This is a genomic window from Streptomyces sp. NPDC002884 (assembly GCF_040295245.1).
GTDB lineage: Bacteria > Actinomycetota > Actinomycetes > Streptomycetales > Streptomycetaceae > Streptomyces.
Map to the genome: position 1 here is coordinate 144088 of NZ_JBEOVB010000012.1, position 17107 is coordinate 161194.

Annotated in this window: 16 protein-coding genes; 7 read left to right on the forward strand and 9 right to left on the reverse strand. The window is 71.1% G+C overall.

From position 1 onward, the window contains the following. Positions 1–69: 69 nt before the first annotated feature. Positions 70–957: a helix-turn-helix transcriptional regulator gene (locus tag ABT070_RS24305; protein WP_351763942.1), complete on the reverse strand. Its 888-nt coding sequence runs from the start codon at positions 955–957 to the stop codon at positions 70–72. A gap of 216 nt (positions 958–1173) precedes the next feature. Between ABT070_RS24305 and ABT070_RS24310 the strand changes: the two genes are divergently transcribed. Beyond that, on the forward strand, positions 1174–2202 hold the full coding sequence (locus tag ABT070_RS24310; RefSeq protein WP_351763943.1) for a zinc-dependent alcohol dehydrogenase family protein: 1029 nt from the start codon (positions 1174–1176) through the stop codon (positions 2200–2202). 77 nt (positions 2203–2279) lie between these two features. Next, on the forward strand, positions 2280–2945 hold the full coding sequence (locus ABT070_RS24315; protein ID WP_351763944.1) for an SDR family NAD(P)-dependent oxidoreductase: 666 nt from the start codon (positions 2280–2282) through the stop codon (positions 2943–2945). 46 nt (positions 2946–2991) lie between these two features. On the opposite strand, the gene ABT070_RS24320 is transcribed toward ABT070_RS24315, so the two are convergent. Together ABT070_RS24320 and ABT070_RS24325 are read right to left on the reverse strand one after the other, a co-directional pair. Continuing rightward, positions 2992–3150: a hypothetical protein gene (locus ABT070_RS24320; RefSeq protein WP_351763945.1), complete on the reverse strand. Its 159-nt coding sequence runs from the start codon at positions 3148–3150 to the stop codon at positions 2992–2994. A gap of 133 nt (positions 3151–3283) precedes the next feature. Then, positions 3284–3535, reverse strand: coding sequence for a hypothetical protein (locus ABT070_RS24325; protein ID WP_351763946.1), 252 nt, complete (start codon positions 3533–3535; stop codon positions 3284–3286). A 748-nt stretch (positions 3536–4283) separates the two neighbouring features. Between ABT070_RS24325 and ABT070_RS24330 the strand changes: the two genes are divergently transcribed. Next, positions 4284–4931, forward strand: coding sequence for a TetR/AcrR family transcriptional regulator (locus ABT070_RS24330; protein ID WP_351763947.1), 648 nt, complete (start codon positions 4284–4286; stop codon positions 4929–4931). A gap of 7 nt (positions 4932–4938) precedes the next feature. On the opposite strand, the gene ABT070_RS24335 is transcribed toward ABT070_RS24330, so the two are convergent. From ABT070_RS24335 to ABT070_RS24355, 5 genes are all read right to left on the reverse strand, one after another. Then, the gene (locus tag ABT070_RS24335; RefSeq protein WP_351763948.1) at positions 4939–5928 is read right to left on the reverse strand and encodes an NAD(P)-dependent alcohol dehydrogenase; all 990 of its coding nucleotides are present in this window, start codon (positions 5926–5928) and stop codon (positions 4939–4941) included. Positions 5929–6062: 134 nt separating this feature from the next. Next, entirely contained in the window at positions 6063–6767 is a 705-nt protein-coding gene (locus tag ABT070_RS24340) for a TetR/AcrR family transcriptional regulator (RefSeq protein WP_351763949.1), read from the reverse strand. Between the two features lie 24 nt (positions 6768–6791). Continuing rightward, positions 6792–7607 carry a DUF427 domain-containing protein gene (locus ABT070_RS24345; RefSeq protein WP_351763950.1) on the reverse strand — a complete coding sequence of 272 codons (816 nt, stop codon included), beginning with the start codon at positions 7605–7607 and terminating at the stop codon, positions 6792–6794. 61 nt (positions 7608–7668) lie between these two features. Next, positions 7669–9243, reverse strand: a complete 1575-nt coding sequence (locus tag ABT070_RS24350) for a glycoside hydrolase family 43 protein (protein ID WP_351763951.1) — start codon at positions 9241–9243, stop codon at positions 7669–7671. A 64-nt stretch (positions 9244–9307) separates the two neighbouring features. After that, complete coding sequence (locus ABT070_RS24355; RefSeq protein ID WP_351763952.1) at positions 9308–10792, reverse strand: MFS transporter; 1485 nt, start codon at positions 10790–10792, stop codon at positions 9308–9310. A gap of 247 nt (positions 10793–11039) precedes the next feature. Between ABT070_RS24355 and ABT070_RS24360 the strand changes: the two genes are divergently transcribed. The 4 genes from ABT070_RS24360 (at position 11040) to ABT070_RS24375 (ending at position 15220) form a co-directional block, all read left to right on the forward strand. Continuing rightward, positions 11040–11663, forward strand: a complete 624-nt coding sequence (locus tag ABT070_RS24360; RefSeq protein WP_351763953.1) for a TetR/AcrR family transcriptional regulator — start codon at positions 11040–11042, stop codon at positions 11661–11663. A gap of 410 nt (positions 11664–12073) precedes the next feature. Further along, complete coding sequence (locus ABT070_RS24365; protein WP_351763954.1) at positions 12074–14368, forward strand: family 78 glycoside hydrolase catalytic domain; 2295 nt, start codon at positions 12074–12076, stop codon at positions 14366–14368. A 111-nt stretch (positions 14369–14479) separates the two neighbouring features. Beyond that, positions 14480–14914 carry an ATP-binding protein gene (locus tag ABT070_RS24370; protein ID WP_351763955.1) on the forward strand — a complete coding sequence of 145 codons (435 nt, stop codon included), beginning with the start codon at positions 14480–14482 and terminating at the stop codon, positions 14912–14914. A 42-nt stretch (positions 14915–14956) separates the two neighbouring features. Next, positions 14957–15220, forward strand: coding sequence for a DUF3253 domain-containing protein (locus ABT070_RS24375; protein ID WP_351763956.1), 264 nt, complete (start codon positions 14957–14959; stop codon positions 15218–15220). A 200-nt stretch (positions 15221–15420) separates the two neighbouring features. Here the strand turns inward: ABT070_RS24375 and ABT070_RS24380 are convergent, their stop codons facing one another. Then, on the reverse strand, positions 15421–16923 hold the full coding sequence (locus ABT070_RS24380; RefSeq protein ID WP_451101487.1) for an acyl-CoA carboxylase subunit beta: 1503 nt from the start codon (positions 16921–16923) through the stop codon (positions 15421–15423). Positions 16924–17107 lie beyond the last annotated feature (184 nt).

Genomic DNA, 17107 nt, shown 5'->3' on the forward strand with positions numbered 1-17107 from the left:
CTTGCGAGGCGGTGGGAGTCGGTGCCGGTCTGCCGGCTGTCCTGATCCGATTCGCGAACGGCAGTGAACCTATTCGCGTGTCGCGGAGGGTTCCATGGCGTCGGCATCTCGGGTGGCGGCCCAGGACGCGAGGAGGCGCAGGCCCTCTTCGGAGGGCGAGCCGGGTTCGGGGGTGTAGATGGTGAGGGTGAGGCCTGGTTCGGCGGCCATTTCGAGGCCTTCGTAGGCGAGGGTGAGTTCGCCTACGGCGTGGTGGTGGAAGCGCTTGGTGCCGGTGCCGTGGTGTCGGACGTCGTGGGCGCCCCAGCGGGTGCGGAAGTCGTCGCTACGGGTGGAGAGTTCGCCGACGAGGTCGTGCAGGCCCTTGTCGTGGGGGTTGCGGCCGGCTTCGGTGCGCAGGATCGACACGGCGACGTCGGCTGCCTGCTCCCAGTCGGGATAGAAGCGCCGGGACGCAGGGTCGAGGAAGTTGAAGCGGGCCAGGTTGGCCTGGTTGTGGGGTGTGGCGTAGACGTCGTCGTAGAACGCGCGGGCGAGCCTGTTCGTGGCGAGCAGGTCCATCCGGCCGTTGCGGACGAAGGCCGGGCCGGCGGTCACGGCGTCCAGGACCCATTGCAGGCTGCGGTGCGCCTTCCACTGGGGGGTGCGCCGCCGGGGGCGGGTGAGGGCGTCGGAGCCGTCCGCCGCGTGGGCGAGGTTCAGCAGGTGGGCGCGTTCTGCGTCGTCGAGCTTCAGGGCGCGGGCGAGGGCCTCCAGGACGGCCGGGGAGGCGCCGGCGAGGTTGCCGCGCTCCAGCTTGGAGTAGTACTCCACGCTCATGTCCGCCAGCGCGGCGACCTCGCTCCTGCGCAGGCCGGGCACCCGGCGCCGGCTGCCGGAGGGCAGGCCCGCCCGCTCGGGGGTGATCTTCGCTCGCCGCGAGGTCAGGAACTCGCGGACCTCTGCCTGGTTGTCCACACCTTCGACGGTACGTCCCGCGCGCGGCCGCGGGGATGTACTGGCAGTACACCCCTTGAGCGTGCCTCGCTCCGCACGCCGAGAACGGGTTACCTGGATGACGTGGCGCTTTTCGTCCGGCCGTGAGCCGGACGGGCACAAGGCCACCTGGCTCTGCACTCGGCGACGGCCGCTGACCCCGGGTACGTCGCCTCGGCACGCAAAGGAACCCCTGTCATGCGCGGCGCAATGCTCTACGCCCCCGGCGACATCCGCTTCGAGACGCTGGACGACGCGAAGATCCTCCATCCGACCGACGCGATCATCCGCACCGCGGTGACCTGTGTGTGCGGCTCGGACCTGTGGCCCTACCGCGGGCTGGAGCCGACCGACGAGCCGCATCCGATGGGGCACGAGTACGTCGGCTTCGTCGAGGAGGTCGGCTCCGAGGTGACCACGGTCAAGCCGGGCCAGTTCGTGATCGGCTCGTTCGCCACCTCGGACAACACCTGCGCGAACTGCAGGAACGGCTTCCAGTCCAGCTGTCTGCACCGCGAGTTCATGTCCACCTGCCAGGCCGACTATGTGCGCATTCCCAACGCCCAGGGCACGCTGGTCGCCACCGACCAGGTCCCGGGCGAGGAGCTGTGGCCGAGCCTGCTGGCCGTCTCCGACGTCATGGGCACCGGCTGGTGGGCCGCGGAGGCGGCCGAGGTGAAGCCCGGCTCGACCGCCGTGGTGGTCGGTGACGGCGCGGTCGGCCTGTGCGCGGTGATCGCCGCCAAGGAGAGGGGCGCGGAGCGCATCGTCGCGATGTCCCGCCACGCCTCCCGTCAGAAGCTGGCCCGCGAGTTCGGTGCCACCGACATCGTCGCCGAGCGCGGCGACGAGGGCGGCGACGAGGGCGGCGAGCGGATCAAGGAGCTGACCGGCGGGATCGGCGCCGACAGTGTGCTGGAGTGCGTCGGCACCGGCGAGGCCATGCGGCAGGCCCTGCGGTCCGCCCGCCCTGGCGGCAACGTCGGCTTCGTCGGCGTCCCCCACGACGTCGCCGTGGACGGCCAGGAGCTGTTCTTCTCCCACGTGGGCCTGCGCGGCGGTCCCGCCCCCGTACGCCGCTACCTGCCCGACCTCATCGACCTCGTCCAGTCGGGCCGTATCGACCCGGGCAAGGTCTTCGATCTCACCCTGCCGCTCGACGAGGTCGCCGAGGGCTACCGGGCGATGGACGAGCGCCGTGCCATCAAGGCGCTTCTGAAGCCCTGACCGGGGGAACTCGCCCGTCCGAGCGGCGCGCCCGAGCGCTGGCCGACCCCATTTCCGACCATTCGGAGACACCTTTCATGACGACCTTCGCCCTTGTCGGTGCCGGTCCCGGCCTCGGCCTGGCCTGCGCCCGCCGATTCGGCGCCGCCGGCCACACCGTCGCCCTGCTCTCGCGCAGCGCCGAACACCTCGGCCCTCTCGTGGCCGAGCTGAACCGAGACGGCGTCCGGGCCCGCGGCTACACCGCCGACGTCCTGGACCCCGACACGCTCAGCACCGCCCTGCGACGGGCCGGTGCGGAGCTGGGACCGGTGGAGATCCTGCAGTTCAGCCCGGTGCCCCGCGCCGACTTCATGAAGCCGGTCCTCGACACCGGCCCGGCCGACCTGGACGATCCGCTGACCTTCTCCATCAAGGGCCCGCTGACCTGCGTGAACGCGGTCCTGCCCGGGATGCGGGCGCTGGGGCGCGGCACGCTGCTCTTCGTCAACGGCGGCAGTGCGGTCCGCCCGCACCCCGACCGTGCGGGTACCTCGATCGCGTTCGCCGGTGAGAGCGCGTACGCGGCAATGCTGCACGACGCGCTCGCGGGCGAGAACATCCACGCCGCTCAGCTCATCGTGCCCGGTGCCATCAGCCCGGAGTCCGAACACTCGAGCCCGAGTGTGCTGGCCGAGCGGCTGTACACGCTGCACAGCGATCGGGACGGCTTTCGGCACTACGCCGCGCCGATGCCCGACTGAGCCGGAGGCGGTCTGTCATGCCCCGCTCTGCCCCACGTACCTGTACTCACATGGTCCCGACCGCGGCGCTACTGCTGACCGTGACGGCGTGCAGCACCGTGCCGGACACCACGCCCGTGGCGTCGCCGCCCCAGGGTTCACCTCGGCAGTCCGCGACCGGCAGGCCGACGACCGAACCCTCCGAGGAGAACGGCGGCTTGCACATCCGTCTCACGATCGACGGCCACAGCGTGGACGCCACCTTGAACGACAGCGCCACCGCACGGGACTTCGCCGCGCCGACGTGAGCATCGTTCGAGCCGTGCGGAGTTCGCGAGCGGCAGGCCCCGCGACCGTGATCAAACGGACCGTCCGAGCATCTCGATGAGGAGCGGGAGATAGCGGCGGACCTGCTCACGGTCGCTCTCCTTCTCCGATTCCGACAGCTCGGCATACGGAGTGGCCATCTGCGATTCCCACCGCCGGACCAGTTCGGCGGGGATGGTGAGTGATCCGTCGCTCTGACTCGAGCACCGCGAGTGCAGGTAACGCTGCCAGTGCGCCCACCGTTCGTGCTCGACGCCGGCCAGCTCCTCCATCACCTTGTCCATACCGTGCACCTCCGGTGAGCCTTCGGAATGTATCGGCATTCAGATCAGTCCCTTGTCCACAAGTGCCCAATAGTGCTGCCCCAGCACGGTCAACTCGCATGACTTGCTCTGCATCGCGGCATGCCACATGTGCGGAGCATCCGCCGGCCGCACCAGATTGACCCTCACATAGCGTTGCAGCACCGCGAACACGGCTGTGCGGGCGGGATCGGGCGCAGGAATCGAGGTGTCGTCCTGCTCGCCCGAGGACCGCTCCGGCTCGAACGACGGACACGGGACACGTTAGCCATCTTCATGAGAGCGGCCAGGGCCAGGCCGTCGTCACCGGTTTCGGAGTCGCTGGCGCACAGGAACCCGCCGGTGAGAACGTGCTGTTCGGCGTTCGTGGCCGCCAGGTCCGTCGGGGAAGGAAAGTTCAGCGTGCCGTCCGAGTTGCGTTCGAGGGCCCCGGACAGCGAAGGCGTCGTTCACACACCCGGTGAGCAGTTCCAGGTGGTCGTAGTGATCGATACCGACGATCAACGCCTTGCGCATGACACTCCCCCAGCGAACCGACGAAGTGACGGCTGTTCGGGTCGGTTCACCCGACACCCGCTGCCCCCAGGTGCGACAGTCACCAAGGGGCCGCCCTCGCGCCGGCAACTCGAACCGACCACTCACGGTACTAGCGGTCCCGCACCTGCGCACAGGCCTGTTGACCAGCAGGCCGCCCACACACCCATGCCGGTACCCCACCGGAGGAGCATCCTTGAGCACGCAGCCCCGCCAGGAGACCGCCGCCGCGCCCCACTGGCGCGCCTACGCTCCGCTGGACCTCCACCCGATCCTGGTGCACGCCATGGAGGCCTTCAACGAGCACGGCTACCACGGCACTTCGGTACGGGACATCGCCGGCCGGGTCGGAGTCACCGTCCCCGCGCTCTACTACCACTACGCGAACAAGCAGGCATTGCTGGCCACCCTGCTGGAGACGTCGATCAAGGATGTGCTGGACCGCTGCCGGGCCGCCGCGGCGGAGGCCGGCGACGAGCCGCTCGCCCGCTTCCGCGCCATGGTCGAGTCGATCGTGCTCTACATGGCCAACCGCAAGGGACTGGCCTTCCTGGACACCGAGATACGCAGCCTGGAACCGGCGAACCGCGCCCGGTACGTGGCTCTGCGGGACTACCTCGAGCACATGCTGCTCGACACCGTGCGCGCGGGCATCGCCCAGGGCGTCTTCACCACGCCCATCCCGGCCGACGCGGTCCGGGCCGTTCTGATCATGTGTCAGGGGGTGGCCGACTGGTACCGGGCCGACGGCCCTCTCAGCGCGTCGGAGGTCGCCGAGCGGCACGTCCTTCTCTGCCTCGGCACGGTGGGCTGCCCGCAGGCGGCACTGCGGCGCCCGTCGTGACTCCCCCTCACGACACCGTGATCACGATCTTGCCGCGCGCATGTCCTTGTTCCAGATGCCGCAGGCCCTCGGCCGTGTCGGCCAGGGGGTAGGTCCCTTCGATCACCGGTGTCAGCCTGCCTGCCTCGATGAGCGCGGTGACGGCGAGCAGGTCCTCCCGGGTCGGTCCGTCCGGGGCCGACGGGAGGATCGTGCGGAGTCGCTGCCGGACGAACCCGTTGACCGCGATCACCCGCAGCATGGAGCCCACCGCCCCGAACACTCGGCCGGGCGAGCCGCCGCCGTTGGCCACGAGCGTCCCTGTCGGGGTGAGGGCCCTGCGCAGCCGGCTCAGCGGACGGTTGCCCACGTTGTCCAGGATCACGTCATAGCGCTCGCGGACGTCCGTGAAGTCCTCCCGGGTGTGGTCGACGACGTGCGCGGCCCCGAGTGAGCGCACCAGATCGACGTTGCGCGTGCTGCACACCCCGGTGACCTCCGCGTCCGTTCCCGCGGCGATCTGCACGGCGAACGTGCCCACTCCGCCGGCGGCTCCGTTGATCAGCACCCGCTGCCCGGCCCGCACCTGGCCCAGGGTGCGGATGCCGCGCAGGGCGGTCACCGCCGCCATCGGCAGCGCCGCGGCCTGCTCGAACGTCAGACCGGCGGGTTTGGGCACCAGCAGGTCCGCGGTGGTGCGCGCGTACTCGGCGAAGGAGCCGTGACAGAAGCCCAGCACCTCGTCGCCCGGCCGGAGCCCTCGTACGCCGGCGCCGACCGACTCGACCTGCCCTGCGACGTCGATACCGGCCACCCGGCACCTCGGCCGCGTCAGCCCCACGCCCCCCATCAGCCGCGCCACATAGGGATCGCCGCGCAGCATGTGCCAGTCGTAGGGGTTCAGCGCGGCGGCACGCACCCGCACCGCCACCTGGCCGGCCGAGACCACGGGCCGGTCGGCGTCCACCAGCTCAAGGATGTCCGGCGGGCCGAACCGCTCCTGCACGATCGCCTTCATCGGGTCGCCCCCTCTTTGCGGCATCGACCGCCGCGGCGCCGGCGGATGCCCTCCGGCACGGCAGGTGTACGGCGTACACCTCTGTCGGGCACGGTAGGTGTACGCCGTACACCCGTCAAGAGGTCGCGGGACGGTCAGGTCGTGCCGAGGAGCCGCTCGAGGCCGTCCAGCGTCAGGTCCAGAGCGAACTCGAACTCGAACTGGTCGTCGCAGCCGGAGCCGACGACGGACTCCGGGTCGTGGGCGACGGCCATGGCCAGCTCGGTGATGTGCGGGTAGCGCGCGGCCATCTCCTCGGGCGGCAGCGCGTCCGGATCCGGTTCACGGCCGTCGGCGCCGTCCTCGAACAGCTCCTGGGAGAAGCCCAGCAGACGGCTGCCCATGACATGCATGGCGTGATGGACCAGGCGGATCGAGAACCCTCCGGCCCGGAAGATCCCGATCATCGAGTCCAGGTACGCCATCACCGCGGGGGTCGGAGCGGCCCGCGCCTTCGTCCGCGTCTCGATGACCGCGGGCGCCCACGGGTGGCGCAGCAACATGCCCCGGGCCGACAGCACCCGCCGGCGCACGGTGGTCTTCCAGTCGGTGCCGTCGGCCGGTGGATCGATCTCGCCCATGAGGACGTCGATCATCCCGTCCAGCAACTCGTTCTTGTTGGCCACGTGCTTGTACAGCGCCATCGGCACGACGCCGAGCGCCTGGGCGATGTTGCGCATGCTGAGCGCGTCGACTCCGCCCTCGTCGGCCAGCGCGACGGCGGCACCCAGGACCCGCCCCTTGCTCAGCGGCGGGCGGGACTGCGCCGCGACGCCCACCTTCGTCGTTATCTCCACCATCTCCTCTCCCGTTCGACGACGCCGTCAGTGCGCCGGGCGGGACAACAGCGTATGCGTGAAGGGGGTGACGGGGCGTTCGAGGCTCTCGCCGTCCACGGTGATGTCGACCGCCTCGTTGTAGAAGGCCAGCAGCTCCGCGACGGGGGCCACGGCGGGCAGTGGGGCGGGGTAGCTCCACACGACATGGGGCGGCACGTCCGCCTCGCCGGTCCAGGACCAGTACGAGGCGATGCCCTTGTAGGGGCAGCCGGTGTGGTGGTCGGTCGGGGTGAGCAGGTCGAGACGGACGTCCTCGCGGGGGATGTAGTAGCGGGTGGGCAGGCCGGTCTCGAAGAGGAGGACCGGGCGGCGGGTGTCGGCGACGACCGTGCCGTCGATCGCGATCCGGACGTGTCGGCTGCTGGGCAGGGCGTCCACGCGTTTGTGCGGGTCGCGGGGGTGGATGAAGATCTCCTCCTCTTCCTCGTACCAGTGGTCGAGGCCCCTGCCCGTGCGCCGGAACCACTCGAAGGCGACGTGACCGGCCAGGTCCTCGGCGGGGAAGGTCCAGGCCGCGTTCTCCAGCAGCTCGCCGTCCACTTCGAGGTCGTAGAAGACCCGCGAGCCCGTGTGCGTGCCGACCGGCGGATTCTTCGCCGGCCGCAGCAGGTCCTCGCGCACCTCCTCGCGCGGGAAGGCGTACAGCGGCACCGGCACACCGGGCTCCCAGACGAGAACGGGATGCCGGCTGTCGACGACGGTGAACTCGCCCTTGCGGCCCCGGACCCAGCGCGGGCTGGGCTCCCAGAGGAGACCTTCCGGGGTGGTGCGTACGGAGTCGGCGGTGCTGAGCTTGGTCATGTCCGTTTCCTCCCTCGAATGCTCCGCTCATCCTCCACGTTCCCTCGCTCGCGCAACGCTGTCACCGTGCGTCCAGCACCTCCGGGTCGTCGGCGCCGCTGTAGGTGAACGACCGGAACAGCACCTCGCCCTCGGAGCAGACGAGTCCGACCATCCGGCCCGTCATGCCCGCGGCGACCTCGGTCGAGAAGTACCGGCCGTCGATGCGGCCGAGTTCGCGGAATCCGTCCGGGCCGGATGTGCCTGCCACGACTTCGTCGGGCCCCATGTCGGTGCCGAAGGGCGTGGCGGCGCCGTGCGGTACGACGCGCAGTTCGAGGGTCGTCTCCCCGGTGGCGGCGGCTTCGCCCAGGACCGCGTGTGCCGCGCCGATCCGGGCGACGGCACGCACACGGCCGTCCGCCACTTCGACGCGTACGGCATGGCGGGCGTCGATCCGCAGCTCCAGACCCCCGGTTCCACCGGCCCCGCCCGCTCGACCGGATCCACCGGACCCACCGGCCCCGCCCACTGCGCCGCCGGATCCACCGGCTTCGCCGAATGCGCTGGATTCACCGGCTTCCTCATCCGCGATCACCGTTGCCCGCGCCCGCAGGTAGAGGTGTTCCTGGCGGCGGCCCACGAAGGCCGGGCCGGCTGCCGCGGTCAGTCGCCGGCCGTTGCGGGTCGCCTTCAACACGTCGGCGGGGAACGCGCCCGGCGCCACCCAGGACGGCGGCAGGGGCTGCCCCGCAGCCGTCAGGTGCTCGGTGAGTTCCGGTGCGGTCGTCGGCTGGATCGCCTCGGCCGTGCCGGGCCAGCCCTCGCTCCAGCGCACCTCGCAGGCGAACGTCTCGCGGCCGAGCACATGCCACTCGGGGCTGCTGCCGCGCGGCCGCACGCCCAGGTAGACCATCGCCCACGTACCGTCGGGACGCTGCACGAGGTCCGCGTGACCGGTGCTCTGGACGGGAGCGTCGCTGCCGCGCGCGGTGAGGATCGGATTGCCGGGGCACGCCTCGAAGGGGCCGGACGGTGAGGGCCCCCTGGCGATGGTGACGGCGTGGCCGCGTTCGGTGCCGCCCTCCGCGATGAGCAGGTACCAGTACGCGCCGACGCGGTACAGATGAGGACCCTCGGGGAACTTGCCGCCCGCCCCCTGCCACAGCCGCCGTCGCTCGGTGAGCAGGGCGCCGGTCCGCGGATCCAGCACGGCCTGCACGATCCCCTCGCCGAAGCGGGTCCAGGTCAGCAGGCAGACGCCGTCGTCGTCCCAGGCGAGGTCGGGGTCGATGCCCGGCGCGTCGGGGATCCACACCGGGTCCGACCAGGGGCCGGCCGCGTCTTCGGCGGTGACCAGGAACGTCCTCGGCTCGTCCACCAGGAGGGTGCTGATCATCCAGAAGCGGCCGTCGTGATGCCGAAGGGTCGGCGCCAGGATGCCACCCGAGGCGCCCACCCCCTCCAGCGGCAACTGCGACGGCCGGTCGAGCGCGTGGCCGATGTGCTCCCACGTGCGCAGATCGGTCGACCGGTGGATCGGCACGCCCGGCGCGTATTCGAAACTGGAGTTCGCCAGGTAGTACACCTCGCCCACGCGGCAGACGCTGGGGTCGGGATGGAAACCGGGGACGACCGGGCGGGTGGGCAGCTGCACGACGTGACTTTCTGGTGGTCGGTCAGGAGCGGGAGGGGGCGGGAGGCGTAGGAGAGGGCGCCGCTCAGGCGGCCGCTTCGACCCCGGTCACCGCGTCGTCGGTCTCCGGATCCCGCAGCGGCGGGATGAACAGGGAGAGCGTCAGCGCCAGGAGGGTGACGAGGGCGCCGAGCCAGAAGACCCAGGCGTAACCGGCGTCCTGGTAGAAGGCGGTGCCGTCGACCACGGTGCTGTGGGCGCTGAGGAGGGCGTACGCACCGGCGGTGACGATGGCGCCGAACAGGCTGATCAGCATGTTGAGCATGCCGCTGCCCAGCCCTTGTTCGTCACGCGAGACGACGCCGACCACGAGCACCGGCGCTCCCGCCACCACGACACCGGCGCCGATGTTGGCGACGCAGGACGTCAGGGAGAGCTCCAGCTCGTTGCCGTGGAAGAAGCCGACGAGGGTGTAGCCGACGGCCATCACCGTCAGTCCGGCGATCCAGACCTTGCGGGGGTCCAGGCCGCGCAGGAAGCGGCTGACGAGGATGCCGGTCCCGAACATCACCAGGTTCCAGCTCACGCTGACCACGGCGTTGTGCTGCGCCGTCCATCCCAGGCCGGCCGAGACGCCGGGGATGTGCGGGAAGAGGGCCAGCAGGATGGCCAGGCCCGGCATGGTGAACGCGACCGTCTGGGCGAGACCGCCGGCGGTGAGCGCCAGGGCCACGGGCCGTCGTCGGAGCACCGCCAGATCGAGGATGGGGTGGGCGCTGGCCCGTTCCACGAACAGGAACGCGATCAGGGCGGCGGCGCCGGCCCCGAGCCAGCCGAGTGTCCGGGCGTCGGCCCAGCCCCAGCTCTGGCCCTGGCCGACGGCGTAGATCACCGCGGTGAGACCGCCGCCGAGCACCAGTCCGCCCGCCCAGTCGAAGCCCGAGTCGAAGGCGTGCCGCGGGGTCTCCGGCACCAGGAGGGCGACCAGCAGGAACGCGACGGCGGTGGCGGCGGCGAGGAACCACAGGGCGCCGCGGTAGCCCCAGTGGTCGACGAGCCAGCCGGCTAGGAACGGGGTGCCCAGGGCGATCAGTCCGACGCTGCTGCCGATCATTCCGCTCGCCGACTTGACCAGCCGGCGCGGGAAGATGTCGCGCACCGCGGCGAAGGAGAGGGCGCCGAACGGGCCGTAGAACCCGGCTATCGCCCGGCCGACCAGCACCAGCCAGAAGTCCCCGGCCAGGGCGGCCAGCGCTTCGCCGCCCGCTCCCAGCGCCATCATGGCCAGCATGACGCGCTTCCTGCCGTACAGGTCGCCCAGCTTGATGGCGAACGGCGTCAGCAGGGTGGTCGCCAGGGTGAGGGTGAGCCCGAACCACGCCACCTGGGTGGTGTGGAAGCTCTGCGCGACGCTCGCGGTGGCGTTGGCGCCGAGGATGCCGCCCGCGGCCAGCAACTGGGTGGGCCAGGCGAGTGCGATCAGCACCACGACCAGGCGGAGGTTCCAGCGTCCGCCGGCCTCGACGGAGGGCGCGATGTCGACTGAGGGGCTTGGCGACGTCGGTGTCATGCCAGCCCTCCTTTCACGGAGGTACGTAAGGGAGTGAGAGGAGATGTGGGGGTGCGCGGAGGATCGAACCCGCCGTGACACGTCGCTCACCGGGAGGTGATGGCGTGGCAATCCGTCGTCGCGTGACGTCGATGATGACCCGAACACCTAGTGCTTACTAGGTGTTCGGTGAGTGACCCATGTCACACGCACACGGCCATCCCCCGCCCACCATGGACGCCCCACAGCTCCCCGGTACGGTTCTTCCATGGCGACACCCAGGGGACCGCGCGGCGGCTACACGGCAGGCCGGGCACGGCGCACCCAGATCCTCGAGGCGGCACTGCTGCGCTTCGGGCAGGACGGCTACCGCAAGACCTCCCTCGCCCGCATCGCCCGGGACGCCGAGATCACCGACGCCGGACTGCTGCACCACTTCCGCGACAAGCAGCAGCTCCTGCTGGCCGTGGTCGAGCACTGGCACGACCGCATGGACACCCAGTGGCAGCGGGTGTCGGAGTCGGTGCGGGACGCGTTCCGCTGCCACCTGGAGGACACCGCCGAGACGCTCACCATGCCGGGCATGGTGGAACTGGCCGTCGTGGTCTCCGCCGAGGCGACCGCGCCGGACCACCCGGCCCACGACTTCTTCGCGCACTGGCAGGAGAAGGGCGTGAAGGAGCTCGCGGAGCGACTCCGCGCCGGCAGCAGCAACGGCGAACTCCTGCCCGATCTGGACCACGACGGCATCGCGCGCGAATGCGCCGCCCTCGACGCCGGACTGCGGCAGCAGTGGCTCGCCTCCGGCCGCTCCTTCGACCTCATCCCGGTGATGCACGACCACCTGGACCGCCTGATGCGCGGCATCTCCGCCGACGGACAGGGGCTGTAGGGCAGGGAAGAGAGGGGCAGGACAGGGCAGGGCCGAGGCTCACATCCCTGCACCCCGCACCCCCGCACCCCCGCACCCCCGCACCCCCACACCCCTGCACCCCTGCACCCCTGCACCCCACTCCAAGCTCGCACCCTCGCGGCCCCACGCCCTCGCGCACGGCGCGAATCCACAGCGGGGCCCGTCCGGACCCTTGACTTGTCATGCACACGTCATTACAGGCTGTGATTCACGTCATACAGCCCAACACCTAGCATTCACTAGGTATTGGCGCGCATGATCGAGCCTGCTCATCTCCGTCCCACGGACCCCATTCACCTGACCCACTCACCTGACCCACTCACCTGATCCTGATCCTGATCCTGATCCCACTCACCGGACACCACCGCCCACCGCGCCGAGGACTCGACATGCCCCACCCCTGGACCGCCCGCGTCATCTCCCCCTCCCGACCGGCGCAGCCGTCCGCCGCCGCGGTCCGGCCGGCCGCTCTGCTGCGCGGCGAGTTCACCGTGCGGTCGGCGGTCAGAGCGGCCCGGCTCTCCGTCACCGCGCTCGGCGTGTACGAGCTGGAACTCAACGGCGCCGTGGTGGGCGACCACGTCCTCGCCCCGGGCTGGACGAGCTACCGCCACCGCCACCGCTATCAGGTCTTCGACGTGACGGACCTGGTCCGCGAGGGGGCCAACGCCTGGGGCGCACACCTGGCGGACGGCTGGTACCGGGGGCTGCTCGGCTTCAACGGCGGCACCCGGGACATCTACGGCGAGGACACGGGCCTGCTCGCCGAGCTGCGGATCGAGTACGCCGACGGCGCCGCGGACACCGTCACCACGGGAGGGGACTGGCACTGGAGCCCCGGGCCCGTGACCGCGGCCGGTCTGTACGAGGGCGAGGAGTACGACGCCCGCCGAGAACAGGCCGGCTGGAGCGAGCCCGGCTTCGACGACTCGGCCTGGGAGCCCGTCCGGATCCTGCCGTTCGACACGTCCGTGCTCTTCGAGGCCGACAGCCCGCCGGTGCGCCGTATCGAGTCCGTCGCCCCCGTCGCCGTCACCACCTCCCCCACCGGCCGCACCCTCGTCGACTTCGGCCAGAACCTGGTCGGACGGCTGCGCGTCCGGGTCCGGGGCGAGGCGGGCCGGACCGTCACCCTGCGGCACGCGGAGGTCCTGGAGGACGGCGAACCGTGCCTGCGTCCGCTGCGGCACGCCACCGCCACCGACCGCTACACCCTGTGCGGCGACGCGGACGGCGAGGTGTGGGAACCCCGTTTCACCTTCCACGGCTTCCGCTACGCCGAGATCGACTCCTGGCCCGGCGTGCTGGACCCGGCCGACGTCACCGCCGTGGTCCTGCACAGCGATCTGCGCCCCACCGGCTGGTTCTCCTGCTCCGACGCCTCGCTGAACCGGCTGCACGAGAACGTGGTGTGGGGGATGCGCGGCAACTTCCTCGACGTGCCCACCGACTGTCCGCAGCGCGACGAGCGGCTCGGCTGGACCGGCGACGTGCAGGTCTTCGCCCCCACCGCGGCCTTCCTGTACGACGTCCGTGCCTTCCTGCGCTCCTGGCTGCGCGACCTGGCCGCCGACCAGAGCGACGACGAGCGGGGCGTCCCACCGGTGTTCAGCCCCGCCATCCCGGTGATCACCCCCGTCCCGATCCCGCCGGGCAATCCGCCGATGGCCGGATGGTGCGACGCGGCCGTGATCGTCCCCTGGGTGCTGTACGAGCGCTACGGCGACACCGAGGTGCTCCGTACCCAGTACGCCTCCATGCGCGGCTGGGTCGACGCGGTCGAGCGCCTCGCCGGCGACGGCCGGATCTGGGGCGAGGGCTTCCAGTTCGGCGACTGGCTGGACCCGGCCGCGCCCGCCGACGATCCCGGACGGTCGGCGACCTCCTCCGAGCTGGTCGCCACCGCCTACTTCGCGCACTCCGCCCGGCTGCTGGCCCGCACCGCCCAGGTGCTGGAGGAGAAGGACGACGCCGAGCACTACGACGCCCTGGCCGACTCGGTCCGCGACGCCTTCCGGGACCGTTTCCACGCCGGGGGCGGGCGACTGACACAGGAGACCCAGACCGCGTACGCCCTCGCCCTGTGCTTCCGGCTGCTGGCGGACGACGCGGAGCGCGCCGAAGCCGGGCGCCGCCTCGCGGACCTCGTGGCCTCGGGAGAGCACCGCATCGGCACGGGGTTCCTCGGCACCCCACTGGTGTGCGACGCGCTGACCGACACCGGGCACGTGGACACCGCCTTCGAGCTGCTGACGCAGCGGTCCTGCCCGTCCTGGCTCTACCAGGTCGACATGGGCGCCACGACCGTCTGGGAGCGCTGGGACAGCATGCTCCCCGACGGCAGCGTCAATCCCGGCGAGATGACCTCCTTCAACCACTACGCGCTCGGAGCCGTCGCCGACTGGATCCACCGCACCGTCGCCGGTCTCGCGCCCGCCGAGCCGGGCTACCGCCGGATCCTCGTCCGTCCCCGCCCGGGCGGCGGCCTCACCTGGGCCCGCGCCGCGCACGAGACGCCGTACGGCCGTGCCGAGACCGGCTGGCGCGTCGAGGGCGGACTGCTGCTGGTGGACCTGCTCGTACCGCCGAACACCACCGCCCTCGTGGACCTCCCGCACGCCGAACCCGTGACCGTGGGCCCCGGACGGCACACCTTCCACACACCGCTTCCAAGGCCGAAGTGACCCCCGACCGCGGAGTCGCCCCCGCCTCCGCAGGTCGTCCGCGTCCGGCTTGGGCCTGCGGTTTTTGGGCAGACGGGACACGGACCCGGCTGGTCGGCCCAAGGAGAGAGCATGGCGAAGGACTCACCGTTGAAAGCTGTGGGATGGGCGCGCTCGCTGCCGGTGAGCAGCGGGGTGAAGGTCGCCAGGGAGTGGACGCGCGCCCATCTGGCCACGCTCGGCTGGTCGCGGACCGCGCCGGAGCTGGTGGACGCGATTCTGCTGGCCGTTTCCGAACTGGTCACCAACGCCCATGTGCACGCCCGTAGTGCGGCGCAGCTGATCCTCACCTGGGACGAGGAGTGCCTGCACGTCACCGTGCACGACGCCTCGTCTCGGCTGCCCGAGCCGCGCGACCCGGGCACCAGCGCCCCAGGAGGACGCGGTCTGCTGCTGGTCGACGCCCTCGCCGACAGTTGGGAGGCCTACCGCTGCCCCCGCGGCAAGAGCGTCACCGCCTGCTTCGGCGCACCCAGGTCCACCGCGCCCGGAGCGACGGGTTCGTGATGAGAGGCCCGGTCGGTCCAGCCGCCGGGCGGAGGGTCACCCATGACATCCGACGAGGACGAACAGCTCGAACGCGCCATCCTTGACCTGCTGGGACGGCGGCGGCCGGACGCGTCGGTCTGCCCGTCCGAGGTCGCCCGGTCGGTCCACCACGGTACGGACGACGGGTGGCGGCGGCTGATGGAGCCGACCCGTGCCGCGGCACAACGGCTGTCCCGGGCGGGTCTGGTGGAGATCACTCAGGGTGGAGAGCTCGTCGACCCGGCAACGGTCCGTGGCCCGATCCGGATCCGCCGGACGCGCTGACGGCCTTCGCGGACGGCTTCCGCTGACGGCTTCCGCTCACCGCTTCCGCTGACGGCCTTCGCGAGCGGCACCGGTCGACATCACCCCGTGCCCGTCGCCGTCATCCCGTGCCCGTCGCTGTCACCGCGGACCCGTCGCCGTCACCCCGTGCCCGTCGCTGTCACCGCGGACCCGTCGCCGTCACCCCGACCCGGTCGCCGTCACTGCGGGGGATTGCCGTGCTTGCGCGAGGGCAGGTCGGCGTGTTTGGTGCGCAGCATCGCCAGGGCGCGGATGAGCGTCTCACGGGTGCCGGCGGGGTCGATCACGTCGTCCACCAGACCGCGTTCGGCCGCGTAGTACGGGTGCATCAGCTCCGCCCGGTACTCCTTGACCATCCGCTCCCGCATCGCCTCGGGCTCGTCCGCCTCGGCGATCTGGCGCCGGAAGATGACGTTCGCGGCGCCCTCGGCGCCCATCACCGCGATCTCGTTCGTCGGCCAGGCATAGGTGACATCCGCGCCGATGGACTGCGAGTCCATGACGATATAGGCGCCGCCGTAGGCCTTGCGCAGGATCAGGGAGATACGCGGCACCGTCGCGTTGCAGTACGCGTACAGCAGCTTCGCACCGTGCCGGATGACGCCGCCGTGCTCCTGGTCCACCCCCGGCAGGAATCCCGGCACATCGACCAGGGTCACCAGCGGAATATTGAAGGCGTCGCACATCTGGACGAACCTGGCGCCCTTTTCGCTCGCCTCGATGTCCAGGACACCCGCCAGGACCCGGGGCTGACTCGCCACGATTCCCACGACCTCGCCGTCCAGCCGCGCCAGCGCGCACACGAGGTTGCGGGCCCAGCTCTCATGGACCTCCAGGAACTCTCCGTCGTCGACGAGGTGACCGATCACCTCGGTCATGTCGTAGGGCTGGCTGCCGTCCGCCGGCACGAGATCCACCAGCGCCTCCGACCTCCGGTCCGGCGGATCCGTCACGGGCCCCCGCGGCGAGATGTCGCGGTTGTTCTGCGGCAGCATCGACAGCAGGTACCGCACCTCCGCGATGCACGTCTCCTCGTCGTCGTAGGCGAAGTGGCACACGCCCGAGGTCTCCGCGTGCACATCCGCACCGCCCAGACCGTCGCGCGTCACCTCCTCACCCGTCACCGTCCGCACCACGTCCGGCCCCGTCAGGAACATCTGTGACGTGCCGCGCACCATGAAGACGAAGTCCGTCAGCGCCGGACTGTAGGCGGCGCCTCCCGCGCAGGGCCCCAGCACCACCGAGATCTGTGGAATGACCCCCGACGCCCGCACGTTGCGGCGGAAGATTCCGCCGTAGCCCGCCAGCGCCACCACACCTTCCTGAATGCGTGCCCCCGCACCGTCGTTCAAGGACACCAGCGGCGCACCCGCCGCCAGCGCCATGTCCATGACCTTGTGGATCTTCTCCGCGTGCGCCTCACCCAACGCACCCCCGAACACCCGGAAATCATGCGCGTACACGAAGACCTGCCGGCCCTCCACCGTGCCCCATCCCGTCACCACACCGTCCGTGTACGGGCGTCGCGCCTCCAACCCGAAACCGCTCGCCCTGTGCCGCCGCAACAGCCCCACCTCGACGAACGACCCCTCGTCCAGCAGCAGGGCGACCCGATCCCGCGCCGACAGCCTCCTGCCGCCGCCCGCCCCACCGCCCGGCCCCGCCAATGCCTCCGCACGCACCTCCAGCAACTCCGCCACGGCCACGCGGCTACCAGGCACGTTGGAAAACTCATCTACACCGCTCACGGCATATCCCTCCCTCGTAACGAACCCAGCACCCCCGAAACCCCCACCACGACGAACCGCCCACGCGGTTCACATGGCAGGGGAACAAACGCCGGCTCCGACACTCCGACACCAGGAA